Origin of the sequence: Acinetobacter sp. GD03645 (assembly GCF_029845285.1) — a bacterium.
GTDB classification, from domain to species: Bacteria; Pseudomonadota; Gammaproteobacteria; order Pseudomonadales; family Moraxellaceae; genus Acinetobacter; species Acinetobacter corruptisaponis.
On the sequence record NZ_JAOCLL010000033.1, the window covers coordinates 1 to 18,882 of the forward strand.

The 18,882-nt window shown below is 42.8% G+C and carries 15 protein-coding genes and 1 pseudogene; 3 read left to right on the forward strand and 13 right to left on the reverse strand.

Going from position 1 to position 18,882, the window contains the following annotated elements:
* Positions 1-224: 224 nt before the first annotated feature.
* The 13 genes and pseudogenes from N5J47_RS17430 to N5J47_RS17490 all read right to left on the reverse strand — a co-directional run bounded on the left by N5J47_RS17430 (position 225) and on the right by N5J47_RS17490 (position 16,141).
* The gene (locus N5J47_RS17430; RefSeq protein WP_279961327.1) at positions 225-1,811 is read right to left on the reverse strand and encodes a Tn7-like element transposition protein TnsE; all 1,587 of its coding nucleotides are present in this window, start codon (positions 1,809-1,811) and stop codon (positions 225-227) included.
* Complete coding sequence (locus tag N5J47_RS17435; RefSeq protein ID WP_279961326.1) at positions 1,801-3,333, reverse strand: TnsD family Tn7-like transposition protein; 1,533 nt, start codon at positions 3,331-3,333, stop codon at positions 1,801-1,803. The genes N5J47_RS17430 and N5J47_RS17435 overlap by 11 nt, the downstream gene beginning before the upstream one ends.
* A 15-nt stretch (positions 3,334-3,348) precedes the next feature.
* Positions 3,349-5,001, reverse strand: a complete 1,653-nt coding sequence (locus tag N5J47_RS17440; RefSeq protein ID WP_279961325.1) for an AAA family ATPase — start codon at positions 4,999-5,001, stop codon at positions 3,349-3,351.
* Positions 4,998-7,088 (reverse strand): annotated as a pseudogene (locus N5J47_RS17445) (transposase). Before N5J47_RS17445 ends, N5J47_RS17440 begins: the two are co-directional and overlap by 4 nt.
* Positions 7,072-7,881, reverse strand: coding sequence for a TnsA endonuclease N-terminal domain-containing protein (locus tag N5J47_RS17450; protein WP_279961324.1), 810 nt, complete (start codon positions 7,879-7,881; stop codon positions 7,072-7,074). Before N5J47_RS17450 ends, N5J47_RS17445 begins: the two are co-directional and overlap by 17 nt.
* Positions 7,882-7,972: 91 nt before the next feature.
* Positions 7,973-9,811, reverse strand: coding sequence for a glutamine--fructose-6-phosphate transaminase (isomerizing) (gene glmS, locus N5J47_RS17455; protein ID WP_279961323.1), 1,839 nt, complete (start codon positions 9,809-9,811; stop codon positions 7,973-7,975).
* Positions 9,812-9,823: 12 nt separating this feature from the next.
* Positions 9,824-11,188 (reverse strand): bifunctional UDP-N-acetylglucosamine diphosphorylase/glucosamine-1-phosphate N-acetyltransferase GlmU, encoded by a 1,365-nt coding sequence (glmU, locus tag N5J47_RS17460; protein WP_279961322.1) that lies wholly within the window; start codon positions 11,186-11,188, stop codon positions 9,824-9,826.
* A gap of 21 nt (positions 11,189-11,209) precedes the next feature.
* Positions 11,210-11,680 carry a phosphatidylglycerophosphatase A gene (locus tag N5J47_RS17465; RefSeq protein WP_279961328.1) on the reverse strand — a complete coding sequence of 157 codons (471 nt, stop codon included), beginning with the start codon at positions 11,678-11,680 and terminating at the stop codon, positions 11,210-11,212.
* Between the two features lie 22 nt (positions 11,681-11,702).
* On the reverse strand, positions 11,703-12,620 hold the full coding sequence (gene thiL / locus N5J47_RS17470) for a thiamine-phosphate kinase (RefSeq protein ID WP_279961321.1): 918 nt from the start codon (positions 12,618-12,620) through the stop codon (positions 11,703-11,705).
* A 12-nt stretch (positions 12,621-12,632) separates the two neighbouring features.
* A complete protein-coding gene (nusB, locus tag N5J47_RS17475; RefSeq protein WP_004683615.1) occupies positions 12,633-13,082 on the reverse strand; it encodes a transcription antitermination factor NusB in 450 nt (149 codons plus the stop codon).
* Between the two features lie 3 nt (positions 13,083-13,085).
* Positions 13,086-13,556, reverse strand: coding sequence for a 6,7-dimethyl-8-ribityllumazine synthase (gene ribE / locus N5J47_RS17480; protein ID WP_004637206.1), 471 nt, complete (start codon positions 13,554-13,556; stop codon positions 13,086-13,088).
* An 11-nt stretch (positions 13,557-13,567) separates the two neighbouring features.
* Positions 13,568-14,689 (reverse strand): bifunctional 3,4-dihydroxy-2-butanone-4-phosphate synthase/GTP cyclohydrolase II, encoded by a 1,122-nt coding sequence (gene ribBA, locus N5J47_RS17485; RefSeq protein WP_279961320.1) that lies wholly within the window; start codon positions 14,687-14,689, stop codon positions 13,568-13,570.
* A 159-nt stretch (positions 14,690-14,848) separates the two neighbouring features.
* Positions 14,849-16,141 (reverse strand): hypothetical protein, encoded by a 1,293-nt coding sequence (locus tag N5J47_RS17490; protein WP_279961319.1) that lies wholly within the window; start codon positions 16,139-16,141, stop codon positions 14,849-14,851.
* A gap of 97 nt (positions 16,142-16,238) precedes the next feature.
* Between N5J47_RS17490 and serB the strand changes: the two genes are divergently transcribed.
* The 3 genes from serB (at position 16,239) to N5J47_RS17505 (ending at position 18,858) form a co-directional block, all read left to right on the forward strand.
* Complete coding sequence (gene serB / locus N5J47_RS17495; RefSeq protein WP_279961318.1) at positions 16,239-17,459, forward strand: phosphoserine phosphatase SerB; 1,221 nt, start codon at positions 16,239-16,241, stop codon at positions 17,457-17,459.
* 435 nt (positions 17,460-17,894) lie between these two features.
* Positions 17,895-18,230, forward strand: coding sequence for a ciprofloxacin tolerance protein AciT (aciT, locus tag N5J47_RS17500; protein ID WP_267981334.1), 336 nt, complete (start codon positions 17,895-17,897; stop codon positions 18,228-18,230).
* Positions 18,231-18,378: 148 nt separating this feature from the next.
* Positions 18,379-18,858, forward strand: a complete 480-nt coding sequence (locus N5J47_RS17505) for an SCP-2 sterol transfer family protein (RefSeq protein ID WP_267981333.1) — start codon at positions 18,379-18,381, stop codon at positions 18,856-18,858.
* Positions 18,859-18,882: the final 24 nt, after the last annotated feature.

Here is an 18,882-nt window from a genome sequence, read left to right on the forward strand (position 1 = left end):
AATTTAGATACGATTCAATATATTTTAAAGCTGAAATGCTTTTCCAACCAACATATTGCATAAGGGGCTTTAATGTCCCAGCCATTACATTACACTTGCCCTATGAATAAAGTCACTGATCACTTTCCCTTCCGTGTTCTACAGTATCTATAATACCAAATGGGGGGGAGAGCAGCTAAATAAGTATAAATTTTAGCAGATGGGCTTTAATTAAGTTTTAGCTCTTATTTGGTTAAACCAATATAAATTCGACTAGCCCAGCTTTCTAGATCCTCAATAGCGACTTTTTGGCCCTCATCAATACGTGGGTGATTAAATCTGACTTGTTGAGTTGCTATTTTTCTGATGAAGCTATGTGGCCAATTGAGTGTTTTTTGAACCACAAATTTACGAAGTTTTTCATAATCTTCTTCCCAGCAATTCATATCTTTTATGGTTAATAATTGGGTTGAAAGACGTGTCGCATTATCGGAGGTATCAACTTCAAGTAAAATGAAATGCTGACCTTGATACAGAAAATGTACTTCAGCGATACAACGTGGTTTATCATCAGCCTTTAGATGTTTGGTAAACCCTGCTACTTCAGGTAGAACTTTTAAAGTTAGTGAATATTGTATTCCATACTTCTCTTCAAGTTTATAAAGCATCTTTATAAAAGCCGAGAAGCGGTCTAGATATAAATGAGCATCATTGGTTTGATCCTTTGCACCCTCAAAATCCCCCGCTTTAACTGAACCACTAACTCCTGGTTCATCTGCATTCACATCACCAATCAATTCATCAATATACTCTTGAGCATTATCCACAATAACAGCGTTTTTTGTACCAGTTTTATCTGCGACTTTCCCAGTTTCAAATGGATCATCAAAATCAAGTAAAGTGGTTGGACCATCTACAATAGTAGGCTTATTGCTAGGGGTTGCTTCTTCCTCATCATTGAGTTTAGGTTCTGCATGATTCGACTTTGGCGGTATGGTACTGGTATTACCCGATTTTTTTGAGGCTTTAGAAAATTTATCGTGATGAAAATAAACAGGCTTATCAATATGAGTGGAGAGTCCAGAAAAGCCAATGATTTCATCAATCTTGAATGTATTGGTTAACTTGTCATAGTAACCATGTGCCTCAATGTTTACGTCTGCTAAATTGGGTGGGGTAAAACTAAAGTTCCATGTTCTTAACGTATTATTGATGCTTTCAAAAGCCTGACACTGTTGGGCGATGCTTTCGTATGAAGCTCTTATGTTTTTATTTAGGAGTAAATATGCAAGAAATCGACGAAAACCAGGTTTATTGAAATGAGAAAGTGCAAGTGAACACTCACATGAGGGAAGAACATTAATCAAGTAATGATCAGTCTTGTTCTGAATATCAAAGTCTTCTGCCAGCACATTCAACTCCAGTGCAGATCGAGTAAGGTAAGCATTCTGGAAGAAGAAAGCTCTTGCTAACTCAAGCTGTGGCAATTCAATATGAACCTGTTTAACGGTTTGTGCTTCATTTGAAAATGTTGCCAAAGCATCAAAACCAAAAAAATGAAATTGTGATTTGGATTGAGCAAAAGACATCCACTCTGAGGGTAAGGGACATCTAAATTTTAGATGAAATCCAGACTTTCGATGTTCATTTTGGGTGGAGTTGATAATTCGGCGTTTGGCCAACAAATGCATGTGGGAAAAAGAGGTGTAATATTTTGCTTTAGACTCTTCAGATTCCCCCCACAGATTAATAAACCAAGGTTTATCATCATATTTAAATAGTCGTCCTATACCTGTAATCAATGTATCTAAAGGGAGGCGTTTAATGTGCATAAATCTTCTTCTCACAAATCATATTTAGGAAAATTTGGGCTTCTTGAGTAATTCTTTCTTTACTTAATCCTGCAAGTCGTAATATCCGCCATCTATCTGTAGTACTGGATTCGGTATAACCAAGCCTGATCGTGGCATGGGTAATTCTTCGTATTTGATAAGCCATTGTATCTTCAGAATAAGTTGAAAGAAATTTGGAACTTAAAGGCAGTTGGTGCAAATGTTTGGAAATGGAATTTCCTTTGGATACCTGATTGAGAAACCAATTTTTTGACATTCTTGGACAAGCTAAATCATTATTTGAACGATATAAAACTTTGAATAATTCTTTGGTTATTGAAAAATCACGTATAAGCCAATTTACTTTATTTTTTCGGACTTGAGGTTGTGATAAATGTCTTGAATTAAAGGTCAGTAGCCAATTTTGATCATTTCTATATAGCCACATATAAATTGCCTGACCTGACTTAATATTACGGCCAGTCGTTACACCATGAAGTAGCACGATATTTTGCCATTTTTGTCTCATCTCTCTTATTTTTATAGGAGGAACATTCTCAGTAGAAATAGGTCGTTTTACAAAATATGGGGTTGTTGAAATAGAACCCACATATTGCATAATTTCTTTAGGTGACATTTCGGGTATAAATGAAGACCAGATAATACAATGTTCTAAGAAACTAAAGGCTTTGCGATGTTTTCTGAAAATCGATCTAAACCAAGATGTATCTTGATCAGGATCAATCCCTAAATTCTTAGATTTGAGATAGACATCGTTAAACTTATTAATCACCTGCTCATAGGTCTGATCATGACAAACATGATTCCCCCTGCGGAAATTCTTTGCATCAGCAATTTCCAGATAGAATCTAGTCCATTGTTCATGGCTTGGGGATGATTGAGGATCGAGTTGTAATAAATCTACAGCCATTTGCCCTAATATGAAGTCTTCCTTGTAATAGGAATAAGCAGAGTCTTGAGTTTGATTTGGTAATAAGGGCAAGAAAAGATGCCGATGCTGTTGTTGAATATAATCCTGAGACAGAAGTGAACAATTGTGTTTCAGGCAGATTGAAAGATTGGGTAGAAACCAGGCTCTATTCCAGAAATACTCTCCATAAGTTTCTCGTTGCTGCTGTATGCAGATTGGACAGTAGTGGAATTTGGTGTTGTTGGAGACTCTGGAAGCATTCAGACCAAGCATAAGATGAATAGATCCAGATGCCTGCTCAGCCATTAAAATGATTGCTTTTTGTCGATGGGATTCCTGAACAAAAGGTGCATATAAGCCAAACATCGTATGTTTGTAAATCAAGTCTATTAAACTAAAACAGCCAGTTCGCTCTAATAAATGTACGATAGCATTTAAATGACTGGGTAAGTCTATGGTAGCAACGACTTTTCTATCTTGGTAAACCTCATCAAGTAACTGTTTAGGACTTTGAATGCCATGGTGTAATCCAGCACGGGCGATGGTACTGTAAATCAGCTCATCAGGAAGCGGTGTTGGAAAATTCCACATGATTCTTCCCCTATACTATGACAACAGGTCTGACATTTGCAGAATTAAACCTTGATGGTCTAATTGGGTATAAATACTTTCTGGGCTGGTTGGGTTTATAGAAAAAATATGCCGAAGATCGGTATTTTCCAGCTCATTCCATTGCTTTAAGCTAATGCGTTGGTTTTTCTTTTTGGTTGCTGGTGCGTGTGGCGGTGTATTGTCTGTCTCCATTGCCTGAACAATAGCAGCCAAGAGCTGTTGTCTAGATATTTGGGGTTTTAATGCTACAATTTTTTGAATGGCAAAGATGATGGAGTCTGATGGAAACTCATCTTTTAGCATCAGATATACACGTCTTTGATCATCATTACTCAACTGTTTTAAGGCTCGATCTTCTTCCGATTCGACGGCAGAAGCGGAGATTTTTTGAATAAGATGGATGATTTTCTTATCCATATCGGGTACAGCCAAATCTGAGAATTGAGCGATTCGTTCAGGTATACCTGAACGTAATGCACTGAGCATAGGATGTACAAGTTTCAGTTCATCCTCATAAACACGTTTCAGTAGCTCTACAGTAATCGTTTCTGCTCCCGTGGCGAGGGCACGTAACTGGGCTAAAATAAATAGTTTTACTACAATATCGAGAATACCTTGGCTCAAATCAAACCAGGTATCTCGAATCTCATCACTTAAGATAGGGTCTCTTTTCTGCAAGTACTGCAACTTCCAAAGCGTATTGGTAAATGCTATCCATTCAGGGTTTTGACTATTCTGATCAGCTAGGTATTGAGGGATTGGGTTCCAAAAAATAGATCCTAGACCAGCAGCACGTCGGCTGGAGCGTAGATCAAGATCAAAAATATCTCTTGCTTTAGGCGTCCCCACAAAAAGTACAGGAATACCAATGGTATTGCTCATGGTGACAAAGAAGTTGAGCATTGTCTCTGAACCGCCAGACTTTGCCCGACTCAAATGTTGGATTTCATCAATGACTAACAGGCCTAAGGCAAACATATTGGCTGTTTGCGCCATGAGGGCAAGCATGGTTTCTACCCCATGTCTTTTCATCCCATACTTTTTCTCATAATTTGATCTCATGATTTTATCAACGGCACGGAAGAAATTAAGACAGAGTTCTTTAAGTGAACCATCGTGGGAACAGTCTATTTTTAAGTAAACGATTTGATATTTGTTTAATAACGGATGAAAAAGAACCTGATCGTAAGTATTTAATATTCTGCGTAGAGATGTTGTTTTACCACTACCTGAACAGCCGATAATGGCCATGCTTAGAGCGGTTGACTCAGCCTCATCAAAACGTTTGGCATCCAAGTCACCTGTTTGCAATCTCTCGTAACCATTTTGCAGATGTTGTTGTAATTTCCCCGTGTTTGGATTACGACCAACATATCCTCCACGAATCATGAGAGAGATACGTTCACTCAGTAACATATGCATTGCTAAAGGCTGGAAAAATGAACCTGTGATCTGATGGATATTATGGGCACGAATAACCCTTTTTTGTTTTATATCATCAAGTGTGGGTATTACTTTTGAGATGAGATTTTTGGTATCTTCAAAAGGCTCCTGAATAGGAGGTAAAGCTTCGATGAAAGGATTACCTTTGTAAGCATGAACACCAGTGTCATGATACTCCGCATTTTTTATTCGATTACTTGTCATGACTGATCATCCTCATCATCAAAGAAACCTGGAACGAATTGTGGATAGCTGGATTCATCTTGTTTCGGCTTAAATGAAATAATCGTTCCCTGATCTTTAGGGGACTTATCAGACTTTAAGTATCTATTTGATAATTTCTCATTTTCACGAACAGATTTTTTATTCGATTTAATTTCAGATAAACGCTGACGGTTTGACACACTAGAATTGGTCGCCATTTTTTTTGATTCAGCAATGGTGTCACGAATAAATTGATCCAACTCTCTACGGGCAGTTTTACTGTTATCTTTTTCAATCGCATGTAGATTCTTTTCTTGATCTTGTATCTCCCAGACTTGCCAAAATGACATACCCGCAAATTGACGACTTTTGGTTGATAAAGAACATTCCCAATAGATCGTACTATCATGTTTCGGGAATAAATATATTTTATCTACACAACTTGGGTCATAGGCAGCTTGGAGATCCTGTGGGCGAGAGACTTCTTTACTACGATGTAACTAGCCTTCTCTGAGTATTTCTGAGCCAATGTAATATAGTCCCCATAAATTGACACCAGAAGTGGAAATGGAAACTTTCTTACGAGGCAATATCATGATCCGTAAACTATCTGGATCTACAGTACGAAGATGGCCTGTACGGTTTTGTATTCCCCAGTTCCATATATGTAATGGAATAGAGGGTAAGTCTGGTGGAAAATCTGCATCTCTGTCATAAGTATCCAATACATGATACTGATTACGATAAAGTATCGTCTTTATGATCATCTTGGCAAAGGCAGAAATAGGTACAACCGCCTCAAGACGGTAATCTTTTTCACCATGTTTTTGAATACGATTCCCTTTGACTACGCCAGGGGCGTAAGGTTTGAATTCTGCCTGTAATGTTCCGAAATAGCGTTCAACAATGCCCTTTGCATCCCCTTGATAAGCAGGTGCATTTTCAATACGAACATTATAACCCTGGACTAAGCGTTCGACCTGATGACTCATCATTTCACCACGGTCAGCAAGAATGGCATCAGGTAAACCTAGGGTTGGCCATTGTTCTGGCTCGATATCAATTCCAAGTAATTTGCATAAACTGACTTTATCACTGCAAGCATTTACAATCGCCTGCATGGCAACAACATAGGATGGATTATGAAATCCGATATAGAATCCCACGACCATTCTGCTAAAAACGTCAACCACTACATATAGGATCGGACGACCTAGAATCTTGCTTCGATCATCATCAGCAACTAAATAGATATCGGCAATAGTTGCATCAATTTCATAACGACTACCAGGCCCAAGCGTATTTGCTGTAGCAGTTCCACTTAATGGTCGTACGTCTTTTTGGAAACTTAATACAGGAGTTCTGGCTTCTATTATTTGTGGAAGCTCGTATTCACGTTTGTAGAAATGGTCAAACTGTCTACGGGTCGGAATATCTCCCTGTTTTACATGTGGATAATGTTGGACAAAAAGTTCTTCAAATTGTCGATGAGCAGATGTGATATTAATTTTCTTGTCACTTAATAATTCAGATTCAACTGTTAAACGAAATAGCCGTTCAATTTCAGGCGTGACTTTAATACCAGTTCCATTGCCAAATTTACGCTTTGCTCCAGATTTTTGAGAACCAGCTAAGGTTCTTGGCTTTCCTGGTGCACCAGCATTTCTATAATCTGGCAATAAGGCATTTGGAATTTGGCCTCTCTGCCAATAGCGACGTAGGTATTTGTATATCGTCGCCTTCGTTGCGATATTGGTCTGCTCTACTAAACGAACCCGTTTAGCTCTAATCTCTTCATTGAAACAGCCTGTGTCATATACGATTGGTTCAATAATTCGGTAAGCCTGAGCACGTTTTTCAAAAGCGACTGAGTTTACGGGTGGCTCTATAGACTTAAGATATTCAAAAGGGTCTGAACTTCTAAATAAGCGTTTTTCATCAATCCATTGTGAAAGTTGTTCTTCAAGAACTAAAGATGGAACTCCTTTGGCTTCTTCCATATGAATCCATATGATTTCGCCAGATTGAAAGAATAAAATCCGGTAGTGGCTTTCATCAAATTTAACGACCTCATTGATTTGCCACATAAGACATCTCTAAATCAAACACTAGGTCAGACCCTTTTAATTTCTGGAATGGCTGTTGGATATCAAATTTAATTAAACGATTTGCTATAAGTGTTCTTAAATATCGTAGGGTCGTTCCAGCCGTAGTTCTTTCCTGAATATCAATCTCTTTACAGAGTTTAATGATAGAAATCCCTGGTTTTTTTGAAAAATAATAAGAAATGGTATGTAGGCTATCCCAGATATCAGGCTCTAACTGTTCCGTAACAAAGGGGCTCAACCATTCAAGATTTTTTCGGGCAGTTGAGGGAATATTTTGTTCCGTCACAATACTCCAAGGGATTTCTTTGAGTTCCCAGTAACGACGCTCAATTTCGAGTTTTTCAATTGTTCTTTCTTTGATGAGTTCTTTTAAGGGCTTTACTTGGATAACGAATTGAGGTTTTTTCTTGTCATTCGTATCAATCAGAAAATCGGAAGTCATGACCTGTTCTAAGCCTTGTATGCTTGAATGCCTCAAACCATGTTCTAAACAGATTTCTCTTGTATCATCTATATTCAAAGGAAATTGTTCCCGAATATCCTGAACAGAATTAGACCAATCTAAAATCAAGAAAACATACAATTCTAAATTAGAAAGTAAGTGATGAACTCTTTGTGTTTTATGAGAGTAAATACGATGAGAGACCCCACGAGAGGGTACATCCTGAATAGTCAGCCATGATTGGTAATCTTTTTCCATATCCTGCCCATGACCATCTTTTATTCTTTTGCTAATTTGTTGTTGTGTGAAGCATCTCCGTGCTCTACTCATAGAAAAACCCAGCCTACTTTTTAATCAGTATAGCTGGGTTTATTCAGTTTACAACTTTTATTTCTAGTTTAAAGCTATATTTTACAATAACTTATTCCACAGTAACACTCTTCGCTAAATTACGTGGCTGATCGACATCAGTTCCGCGTAATACCGCAACATGGTAAGAAAGTAGCTGTACAGGAATACTGTAAACAATCGGTGCCAGCCATTCATTGACAGATGGAATGTGAACCACATGCTGACGGTCTTTACCGTGAATACCACTGTCCTGGTCAGCAAATACAAACAGCTCACCGCCACGTGCCTGAACTTCTTCCATGTTCGACTTGAGTTTATCGAGCATGTCATCGTTTGGCGCCAGAATCACCACTGGCATTTCATTGTCCACCAAAGCCAATGGCCCATGTTTCAGTTCGCCTGCCGCGTAACCTTCCGCATGAATATATGAAATCTCTTTCAGCTTCAACGCACCTTCCAGCGCAATTGGGAAATGTGTGCCACGACCCAGGAACAGGCAATGGTTTTTCTCAACAAACAAGGTGGATAAACGCAGGATTTCTGTATTGCACTGTAAGGTATCCAGAATCACTTTAGGACAGTGCCATAATCCCTCAATGATCTGGTTGCGTTGATTCTCAGAAAGGTGTTGCTTCACTTCACCGATCTTGAGAATCAACAACATGAGTGCTGCCAGTTGGGTGGTAAAGGCCTTGGTTGATGCCACACCGATTTCAGGACCCGCCAGCGTCAATAAATGATAATCTGTTTCGCGAACCATAGATGAAGTCGCAACGTTACAAATCGTCATGGTGGTGATGTCAAGGTTTTGTGCATTGGCACGTTTTTGTGTTTCACGTAACGCTGCCAGCGTATCTGCTGTTTCACCAGACTGGGAAATACAGATATACAGCGTATTGGCGACAATCACTGGCGTGCGGTAGCGAAATTCACTGGCAATCTCAACCTGGCAAGGTACACCGATCAACTGTTCAAACCAGTATTTGGCGATCATCCCTGCATGGTAGCTAGTACCACAGGCAATGATTTGTACCTGCTGGATTTTGCCAAAGTCAGCATCGGCATGGTTGAGGAAATCATCACGTAAGCTATTGCCATTTAAAGCTTGAGAAATGGTCTGCTGAATCGCTTCAGGCTGCTCATAAATTTCCTTGAGCATGAAGTGTTTATATTCACCTTTAGATACATTGCTGACCGTTGCATCCAGTTCCTTTACTGGACGTTCAACGCGCTTACCATCAACAAATACTTCAATGCTGCTGCGGGTTAGACGCGCAATATCACCCTCTTCCAGGTAGACGAAGCGATTGGTGACGGGCAATAAGGCCAACTGGTCGGAACTAATGAAATTCTCACCAATACCGACACCAATGACCAGTGGTGAACCTTCACGAACGGTAATCATTTCATCTGGATGTTCAGTATGCACAATTCCAAGTGCATATGCACCCTTAAGTCGGGGTACAATATTCTGGACTGCTCCAAGCAGGCTATCGGTTTGTTTTAAGGCATTATTGACCAGATGCGCAACCACTTCGGTATCGGTCTGTGAGGTGAATACATAACCCAAGGCCTGTAATTCATCCTTGAGTTCCTGATAGTTCTCAATGATACCGTTATGCACAACCGCAACATTGCCTGAAACATGCGGATGCGCATTGTTTTCCGTTGGTTTGCCATGGGTTGCCCAACGGGTATGTGCAATACCGACATTCCCTGTTAAATGTTGTTCTGATACCGCCTCAGCCAGATTGGCCACCTTACCCACACGGCGTTCACGCAGGATGTGTTGATTGTTTAATAATGCCAAGCCTGAAGAATCATAACCACGATATTCAAGGCGTTTTAGACCCTCGATCAATACTTCTGTAATATTACGTTCTGCAACGCCACCAACAATGCCACACATAATAGAATCCTCTTATTTTTTCAATTTTTGGGGACGTTGATAATTAGATTTTTCAAACTGTTTAGCACGTTCAACCGCTAAACTATGTTCATTTACATCTCTGGTCAGGGTTGAGCCTGCACCTGTGGTCGCACCATCACCAATTTTAATTGGGGCAACCAGTGAATTGTTGGTGCCAATAAACACTTGGTCACCAATAATGGTACGGTGTTTGTTGGCACCGTCATAGTTACAGGTGATGGTGCCTGCACCAATATTACAATCCACGCCGATGTCAGCATCACCTAAATAGGTGAAGTGGTTGGCTTTGGAGCCTTGACCAATATTTGAGTTTTTCACCTCAACGAAATTGCCGATGTGAACATCATTGTCAAGGTTGGCACCTGGACGTAGGCGGGCAAAAGGACCGATCTGGGTGTTTTCACCCACAACCGCATTTTCAAAAACACTATAAGCCTGAACTTTGGTACCTGCTGCAATACGGGTATTCTTTAAAATACATCCTGCACCAAGCTGGACGTTATCGCCCAGCTCACAATCCCCTTCGATGATCACGTTCACATCAATCTGCACATCCTGACCACATTTTAGGCTGCCGCGGAGGTCGAAACGATTTGGATCGATTAAATGCACCCCTTGCTGCATCAGTTCTTTGGCCTGTTGCTGCTGGAATTGACGTTCCAGAGTTGCAAGCTGTAAACGGTCATTCACCCCTTCAACCTCGAAAGCCAGTTCAGGTTGAATTGAGGCGATTTCCAGGCCATCCGCAACGGCCATCGCCACAATATCGGTCAGGTAATATTCGCCCTGCACATTATTATTGGATAGTTTTGGCAGCCATTGATGCAGCTTGGCATTGCTAACGCAATAAATGCCTGTATTGATTTCCTGAATCTGGCGCTGTTCTTCATTGGCATCCTTGTGTTCAACAATTGCCTGAATCTTGCCTGCCTGACGAACGATCCGACCATAGCCCGTTGGGTTTTCAACGTTTAGTGTGATCATGCCAATACCAGACTCACTTGAGGCTTCAAGCAGCTGCTCAAGGGTGCTTTGACGAACCAATGGGACATCACCATATAGAATCAGGGAAATTCCATCCTGTGGCAGCACAGGCAGGGTCATTTGCACGGCATGGCCTGTTCCCAATTGCTCAGCTTGTTCAACCCATTCAATGGCTTGATTGGCAAAGCTTTGTTTAACCAGTTCACCGCCATGACCATAAATGGTGATAATATTTTGGGCATGTAGTTTTTGTGCTGTTTGAATCACATGACCAAGTAAAGGCTGACCTGCAAGCGGTTGTAGAACCTTGGGTAATTGAGAACGCATCCGCGTTCCTTTTCCTGCTGCAAGAATAATCACAGTTGTTGACATAATTAACCCTACTGGTTTAAGTCAAAAGTAGAAGTGGAGAAGAGATAGGCAGATTGCTGCCCAAAGTCCAGCAATAATGTCATCCAGCATAATACCCAGACCACCAGACACTTTCTGGTCGGCCCAGTTGATTGGGAATGGTTTCCAGACATCAAAGATACGGAATAATACGAATCCAGCAATGACCCACAACCCATTCATTTGCTGTAAATAAAGCAAAGGCAGGAAAGTAATGGACTGTCCTGCGAACTCATCCCAGACAATACGTCCATCATCATGGACATTGATGACTTTGGCGGTTTGTCCGCAGATATAAATGCCCACAACCGACATGATCAGGATGGCAATCAAGCTGCCATAGAAACCCAATTGTAGCCACAATGGCACAAACAGCAGGGCAAAGGCTGAACCAAATGTTCCAGGTGCCTTGGGCGCTAAGCCAGAACCGAAACCGACACCGCAAAAAACGATGCAGCGGTTGAACCAGCTCATTTGTTTAAAGTGAATCGGTGGCTTATGCAAAGTGTTGATATCCCTGAACAGGTAATGGGTGATTTTCGCCCATATACACAAATGACAATCCAGTTTGTTGGGTAATTTCGCCGATTATTGTAAGCGGAACATCTAATTGTTGTCGAAGTAGTTTTTCAAAATTTTGCGGTGATATTGTAAAGCACAGCTCATAATCGTCACCACCCGCAAGGGCGTAGTGCCATGCCTGCTGTTTTTCCAGCTTTTTGAGTGATTCATCAATTGGAAGCTGATCAAGTTGTAGTTTTGCACCGACATTGGACGCTTTGAGAATATGTCCCAAGTCCTGGGCCAATCCGTCCGAAACATCAATCATACTGGAGGCCAGACCTTTGAGCTGCTGTCCTAAGTTACAACGTGGCGTTGGATAATCAAGTCGTTGCTGTAGGGCATGACCAAGATGCTGTAGCCCAAATGCGGCATCGCCAACCTGACCACTGACACAAATGTAGTCACCCACTTGTGCACCTGATCGGGTAATGGCCTGACCCTGTTCAATCCAGCCCAGTGCCGTGACCGTGATGGTCAGTTGGGAACTCTGTGTGGTATCGCCACCAATCAGACTGACACCGAATTGATCACAGCAATCGAATAGTCCCTGACTAAAGCCAGCCAGCCAGCCATGATCAACTGTTGGTAGGCTTAATGCCAGTAAAATACTATGCGGTTTTGCACCCATTGCAGCAAGGTCAGATAAATTGACCGCCACACTTTTCCAGCCGATGGCATGTGCTGAAGTGTTTAGGGGAAAATGACGACCAGCAACCAGTGTATCGGTACAGATCACCAGTTGTTGTGAGGGAGGAGGTGTAACAATGGCTGAGTCATCACCAACTCCTAAACTGACACCAGATTTTGATGCGCGTTTAAAGTATTGGTCAATAATTGAAAACTCAGCCATGACACAAGCCTGTTATTTAGCTTGCTGTTTTTCAGCTTCACGAAGCTTTGAGGAAAGACGGTCCAGTACACCATTGATGTATTTATGGCTGTCCGCACCACCAAAGTGTTTTGCCAGCTCAATCGCTTCATCCAGCACCACACGGTATGGAACTTCGAGATGATCCCGTAATTCATAGGCACCGAGTCGTAAAGTGGCAAGTTCCACGCCATCGAGGGCATTTAACTCACGGTCAAGGACAGGGATGAGCAACTCATCCAGAGCGTCATGTTGGGCAACCACTTGAGTGAGCAATTCATGGTAATAGTTAAGGTCAACCTTGTGCATGGCATTTTCAACACGAGTGCGTGCCTCAATTTCATGGACAGGGTTCTGACTCATTTGCCATTCATAAATCCCTTGTACAGCAAAACGACGTGCTTTGCGTTTCGCTGCATAAGCGGCCTGAAGTGTTTGCGACATGCTTTAAATTGCCTTTAATAAGTTAACCATTTCGATTGCAGTCAATGCAGCTTCGCTACCCTTGTTACCTGCTTTCGTACCAGAACGTTCAATTGCCTGCTCAATGCTGTCAGTTGTCAACACCCCATTGATTACAGGCATAGTGCTTTCAAGTGCAACCACCCCCAAACCTTTGGCACATTCACCCGCAACAAAGTCAAAGTGTGGTGTGCTACCACGAATCACTGCACCGAGGGCAATGATGGCATCAAACTTGTTTGAGGCAGCCAGCTTTTTCGCAACGATTGGCAGTTCCCATGCACCAGGCGCATGAATCACGGTAATCGCATCTTCTGCAACGCCATGACGTTTTAAGGTGTCAATCGCACCTTCCAGTAAATGTTCAACCACGAAGCTGTTGAAACGACCAACCAAGATCGCATAACGACCTTCGCTTGCGAGATGTAGTAAACCTTCAATTCGGCGAATTGCCATAACAACCTCGATTATTTTGCTGTGACTTGATCGGCAGTGATGTATTCCACTACCTCTAAATTAAATCCTGATAGGGCATTGAAACGAAGTGGTGAACTCAACAGTTTCATTTTTTCAACACCCAGATCACGTAAAATCTGTGCACCGACACCAATGGTCTGATATTGCTGGGAGAGGGCGGCATTGGATTTCAAAGGCTTTGGTTGATTCAGGTGATGAATCGCATGACCCAGATCTTCCAGATGGTCCTGTCCAATCCATACCAATACACCACGGTCGCTCTCTGAGATGGTTCTCAGTGCGAGGTCCAGACTCCATGCAGGGGAGCCATCTGCTTTATTGAGTTTGAGCAAGTCACGTACAGGGTTGAAACCATGCACACGAACTGTAGTGACCCCTTGTTTTGGTTCACCTTTCACCAACGCCAGATGGATGTCTGGATTGCCAATTTCACGGTATTTGTATAGCTCAAACGCACCGTATTCAGTGTCAATGGTTTCTTGGGACAAACGCTCAACCGTTTGTTCATTGGTCATGCGGTAATGAATCAGGTCGGCAATGGTGCCAATTTTAAGACCATGTTTTTCCGCAAACACTTCCAGATCAGGACGACGCGCCATGGTGCCGTCATCGTTAATGATTTCACAGATCACGGACGCTGGCTCAAGGCCTGCCAGGCGGGTTAAGTCACAGCCTGCCTCGGTATGGCCTGCACGGTGCAGTACGCCACCTGGTTGCGCCATCAATGGGAAAATATGGCCTGGCTGAACGATATCGCTTGGCTTGGCATGTGCCGCAACCGCGGTGCGGATGGTATACGCGCGCTCAGCAGCGGAAATGCCTGTGCTGATGCCTTCAGCCGCTTCAATCGAGAGGGTGAAGTTGGTCGCGTGCTGTGCGCCGTTCTGGTCAACCATCAACGGAAGATTCAGTTGTTTACAACGTTCACGGCTGAGTGTCAGGCAGACCAAACCGCGTGCATGGGTAATCATGAAGTTAATATCTTCAGGGCGCACATGCGTTGCGGCGATGACCAGGTCACCTTCATTTTCACGATCTTCATCATCCATCAGGATGACCATTTTGCCTGCACGAATATCTGCGACAAGCTCTTCAACACGACTCAGCGGCATTCGCTTTCACCTTTTTATTGCCTTTCAAGGCACTCATATTCGATAAACCGAGCATAGTTTACCGCATTTTAACAAATTTCGCCTGTGCTTCTTGATCAATTGAAAAGCCTGATGCCTTGGAAAAGCAATCAGGTCAGTCAGGAAACAGATGATAATGGATTATGACGCTGGAATATCAGAAGATTCACTTGAAACTTTCGCTTTCTTGCCCATCAGGATTTCAGTACGAAGATTTTGCGCCAAAGTGGCACACTGCTCATTCATGCCGTTAATCATAAAGGCATGACGGGTCATGATATTGCTTGGGTTTGGCATTGCCACCAGTTCATAACTATTTTGAATGGTTTTAAGCTGGTCATGGCTCAGGTGCAAAGCAGCCTCTTTTGCATGCAAATGCTGGGTGAGGCGTTTTGATGCCTCAATCGCGTCCAGTTGCATCGCATCAACGGCGCTTGTCACAGCACCGCGGGTCTGTAGCGCAAAGCGTTTATCTTCACGGTAACGTTTGTAAAGCACCTCTGCCAACAACTGGAATACCGCACCCACCATCATCAGACATTCAAGTACATGCGGCTTTTCCAAGGTCGTTGATAATGTGGCGCCCTCGGCATTAAATTCCTGTACCACGCGAATTTGTGCGGCATCCATTTGATAATGCCTGCTACACAGATCGATACTTTTATCTAAAAATAACTGGCAAAGCTTGAAGTAGGGAACCGAGACTGACTGGTTTACGCTACTAAGCAACTGCTTTGGATCATAAAACTGGATATTCAGTGCCAGCGTTTCATGATCAAGCTGGGTCTGTTCGGCTGGATTCTTCTCAGTCCGTGGTTTTGGCTGGGCCTTTGCCTGTTGCTGGGCCTGTGCGACCAGAGTCACCGTGTTCTGTTTTTCCAGCGCCAGCGCCTGGGTTAGGCGCTGAATCTCATGTTTAAGATGATTTTCCTGGTTAATTCGCGCAAGGTATTCACTGCGTGTTGGGCGGGCAATGGCACGGTAAGCCAGCCATATCAGGAAGTGGATAAACAAGGAAGCCAAAATCGCCAGCCATTGTGTGCGTAGAATCTCACCAATACTTGGCTGGATTAAGGTGATTTCCACCGTTCCCACTTTCTTTTCATTTTGCAGGGCATCACGCACAAAGACTTCACCCTGACGTGTTTTGGCCATGCCACTGGTCGCAAGCACCTGTTTATTGGCATCCAGGATACGGATGGATGCGACACTTGGGTTGGTTGCATAACGGTTGGCCACCAGTGCCAATGAGACCGTGTTGGCGGGTTCCAGCTCTGAAAGACTATCTGCCACAAGCTGACTGGTCATCAGTTGTCCCTGGCTGGCGCGGTTTTCATTGAGTTGATGTGTTGTTGCAATCACCAATAAAAAGGTATGCAGTGCAAAACTTACAATCAGCAGGCTAGCAAATAGCCCTTGGCGTGGCGCATTCAAGTTAAACTTCCAAGATAAATAAGAGTCAAATAGATTCAGGTTGGGTTATGTTATGATTCTTACATACAATAGTTGTCGCTCAACCACGAGTCAATTCATGCGAGAAATCATTCTTATATCCTTTTTAGGACCAGATCAACCGAATCAGTTTACTCGATTAATGCAGGTGCTCTCCGTACATTCTTTGCAAATACTCGATGTGGGTCAGGCTGTTATCCATAATCAACTCACCCTTGGGATTGTTGTTGCATCGGATCATGAGACTGCAACCGCATTGGCAATGAAAGAGATCCTGATTTTAGCACATGATATTGGCTTAACTGTGCGATTTAAACCAATCTCCAACGCAGAATATGAACAATGGGTGAGTGAGGGTGGAAGAACCCGCTATATCGTGACTGCGCTTGCCCCAGAACTTACGGCAGCACACTTGCAGGCAGTGACCAAAATTGTGTCGAGTCAGGGCTTTAATATTGAAACAGTGACACGTTTGTCGGGTCGACTGGATCTGGAAACCGATAGCCCATTTCCACGCCGTGCCTGTGTCCAGTTTGGTTTAAGTGGACAAATGCTGGACGCGCAGGCCATGCGTGCCGCCTGCCTCAGCCTGTCGGGTGAACTGAACATTGATGTCGCGGTACAAGAGGATAATGCCTATCGCCGTAACCGTCGTCTGGTGTGTTTCGATATGGATTCAACCCTGATTGAGCAGGAAGTGATTGATGAGTTGGCGCTGGAGGCGGGTGTGGGTGCTCAGGTAGCTGAAATTACCGAGCGTGCCATGCAGGGGGAGTTGGATTTTCAGCAAAGTTTCCGCGCCCGTGTTGCCTTGTTAAAAGGTTTGGATGCAGCGGTTCTACCAAAAATTGCAGAACGTTTAACCGTGACCGAAGGCGCAGAGCGTCTGATTTCAACCCTGAAAGCCTTGGGATATAAAACGGCAATTCTGTCAGGTGGATTCCAGTATTTTGCTGAATACCTACAGGCAAAGCTTGGAATTGATGAAGTGCATGCCAATATTTTGGATGTACGGGATGGTCTGGTGACAGGTGAGGTCAAGGGCGCAATTGTTGATGGTGCGCGTAAGGCTGAATTATTACGTCATTTGGCCGACAAAATGGGTATTTCGCTAGAACAGGTCATGGCAGTGGGGGACGGGGCCAATGATTTGCCAATGCTTGCCATTGCAGGCTTGGGCGTGGCATACCGTGCAAAACCACTGGTGCGTCAGAATGCCAATCAGGCGATTTCAAGTGTCGGTTTGGATGGTGTCCTATACTTGCTGGGAATGCATGACAAGGACCTGAATCGTGCTTAAAGGTGGGTTGTGCTGAAAGCAGTCCAGATCTGTGTTTTGAGCTTTATTTAATGCCGTTTTTCAAGCGGCATTATTTATTTTAAATACGTCACGATTCCGTCATATTTATGTCTAAATGTATAGAAAAACAACGATAAAAAAATTCAGAAAAAAGTTTTTTTAAGCTAAAAACAGCGTGATAGTTTTTTGTAATGACACGCTGTAACTGATGCTATATGGTCATTCAGGCCTTTTATGCCTGTAAAAAATGTAATGACAAAAGCATATTGCGACATCTTGTGTCGTATGGTTGATTTCAGGCTCTTTTTTTCTGGAAAAAACGCTCCATAATGCATAAAGACACAAACGCAATACATAGTACTGTTAGAGATTACAGAACAATTATGATGAGGTCTGGGCAAGACCCCGACCATCCTTTTAAAGACGGAGGTTTCTATGGAAGCAGCGAATTTCACCATGTGGGTTGGATTTGGCTTGATCGCTGTCGCAGTTATTGCTGTTTTCTTTTCTCCTTATCGTCGTTGGCTAGGTTTTATGTTGGCAGGTATGCTGTGCTGGGGACTGCTGGAAGTGGTGCGCTTTGGGGTGCAAACCATGTTCGAAATGTCAGTCGCCTATAGTTACCTGACGGCGCTGAGCCTTGCGATGGTAATGGTGACATTTATTCTTTTACGTGAAGACAAACAGGCCCAGAAACAGCTGGCAAACCGTCAGTATATTGAGCACACCCCTGTGTACAAGGATGACCAGCAACAATGCTCTAGCCGATAATTTATAATAAGATAAATCACATCAAAGGCATGCTCGGCATGCCTTTTTTGCACTAACTTTCTGAAACAAAGCTTTTACCGCCTTTGCAACAATTGTGCTAGGATACAGTTGTCTTAATTTTCATCATAATACTGTGGGCATAAATGTCATGAAGCTTTCTTCTTTACCTGTGATTCAGTTACCTATTGTTGATGTAAGCACTGATCCGTTAGATTTGTTGGTGACAGGTTTGGCGTTACGTATGAAGCAATTGGCACGTACTAGCCCAAAGTTTATTGAATTGGTTCATGACCGTGAATTCCGTATCCAGATTGGTACGGATGCAGGACTGGCACGTCAGATTATTGTCAACCGTGGCAAGATTGATACCGTTGCAGGCAATCCAGAAAAGGCTGACTTTATTTTGCAGTTTGCTTCAAGTGAGCAGGGCGTGAAAACCTTGGTGAAAGGTGATCCAACTGCATTTATGACAGGCATGCAGGATGGCAGCATCAAAATGGAAGGTGACTTTAGCCTGCTGGTCTGGTTTAATCAGGCGGCAAAATTGATCCCACCTAAAGTGCCAAAACCTGTAAAAGAAAAAATTCGTCAGGCGCGTGCCTTTATTAAAGAAAAAACAGGCAAATAAGCCTAAATAAAAAAACTCCCCATT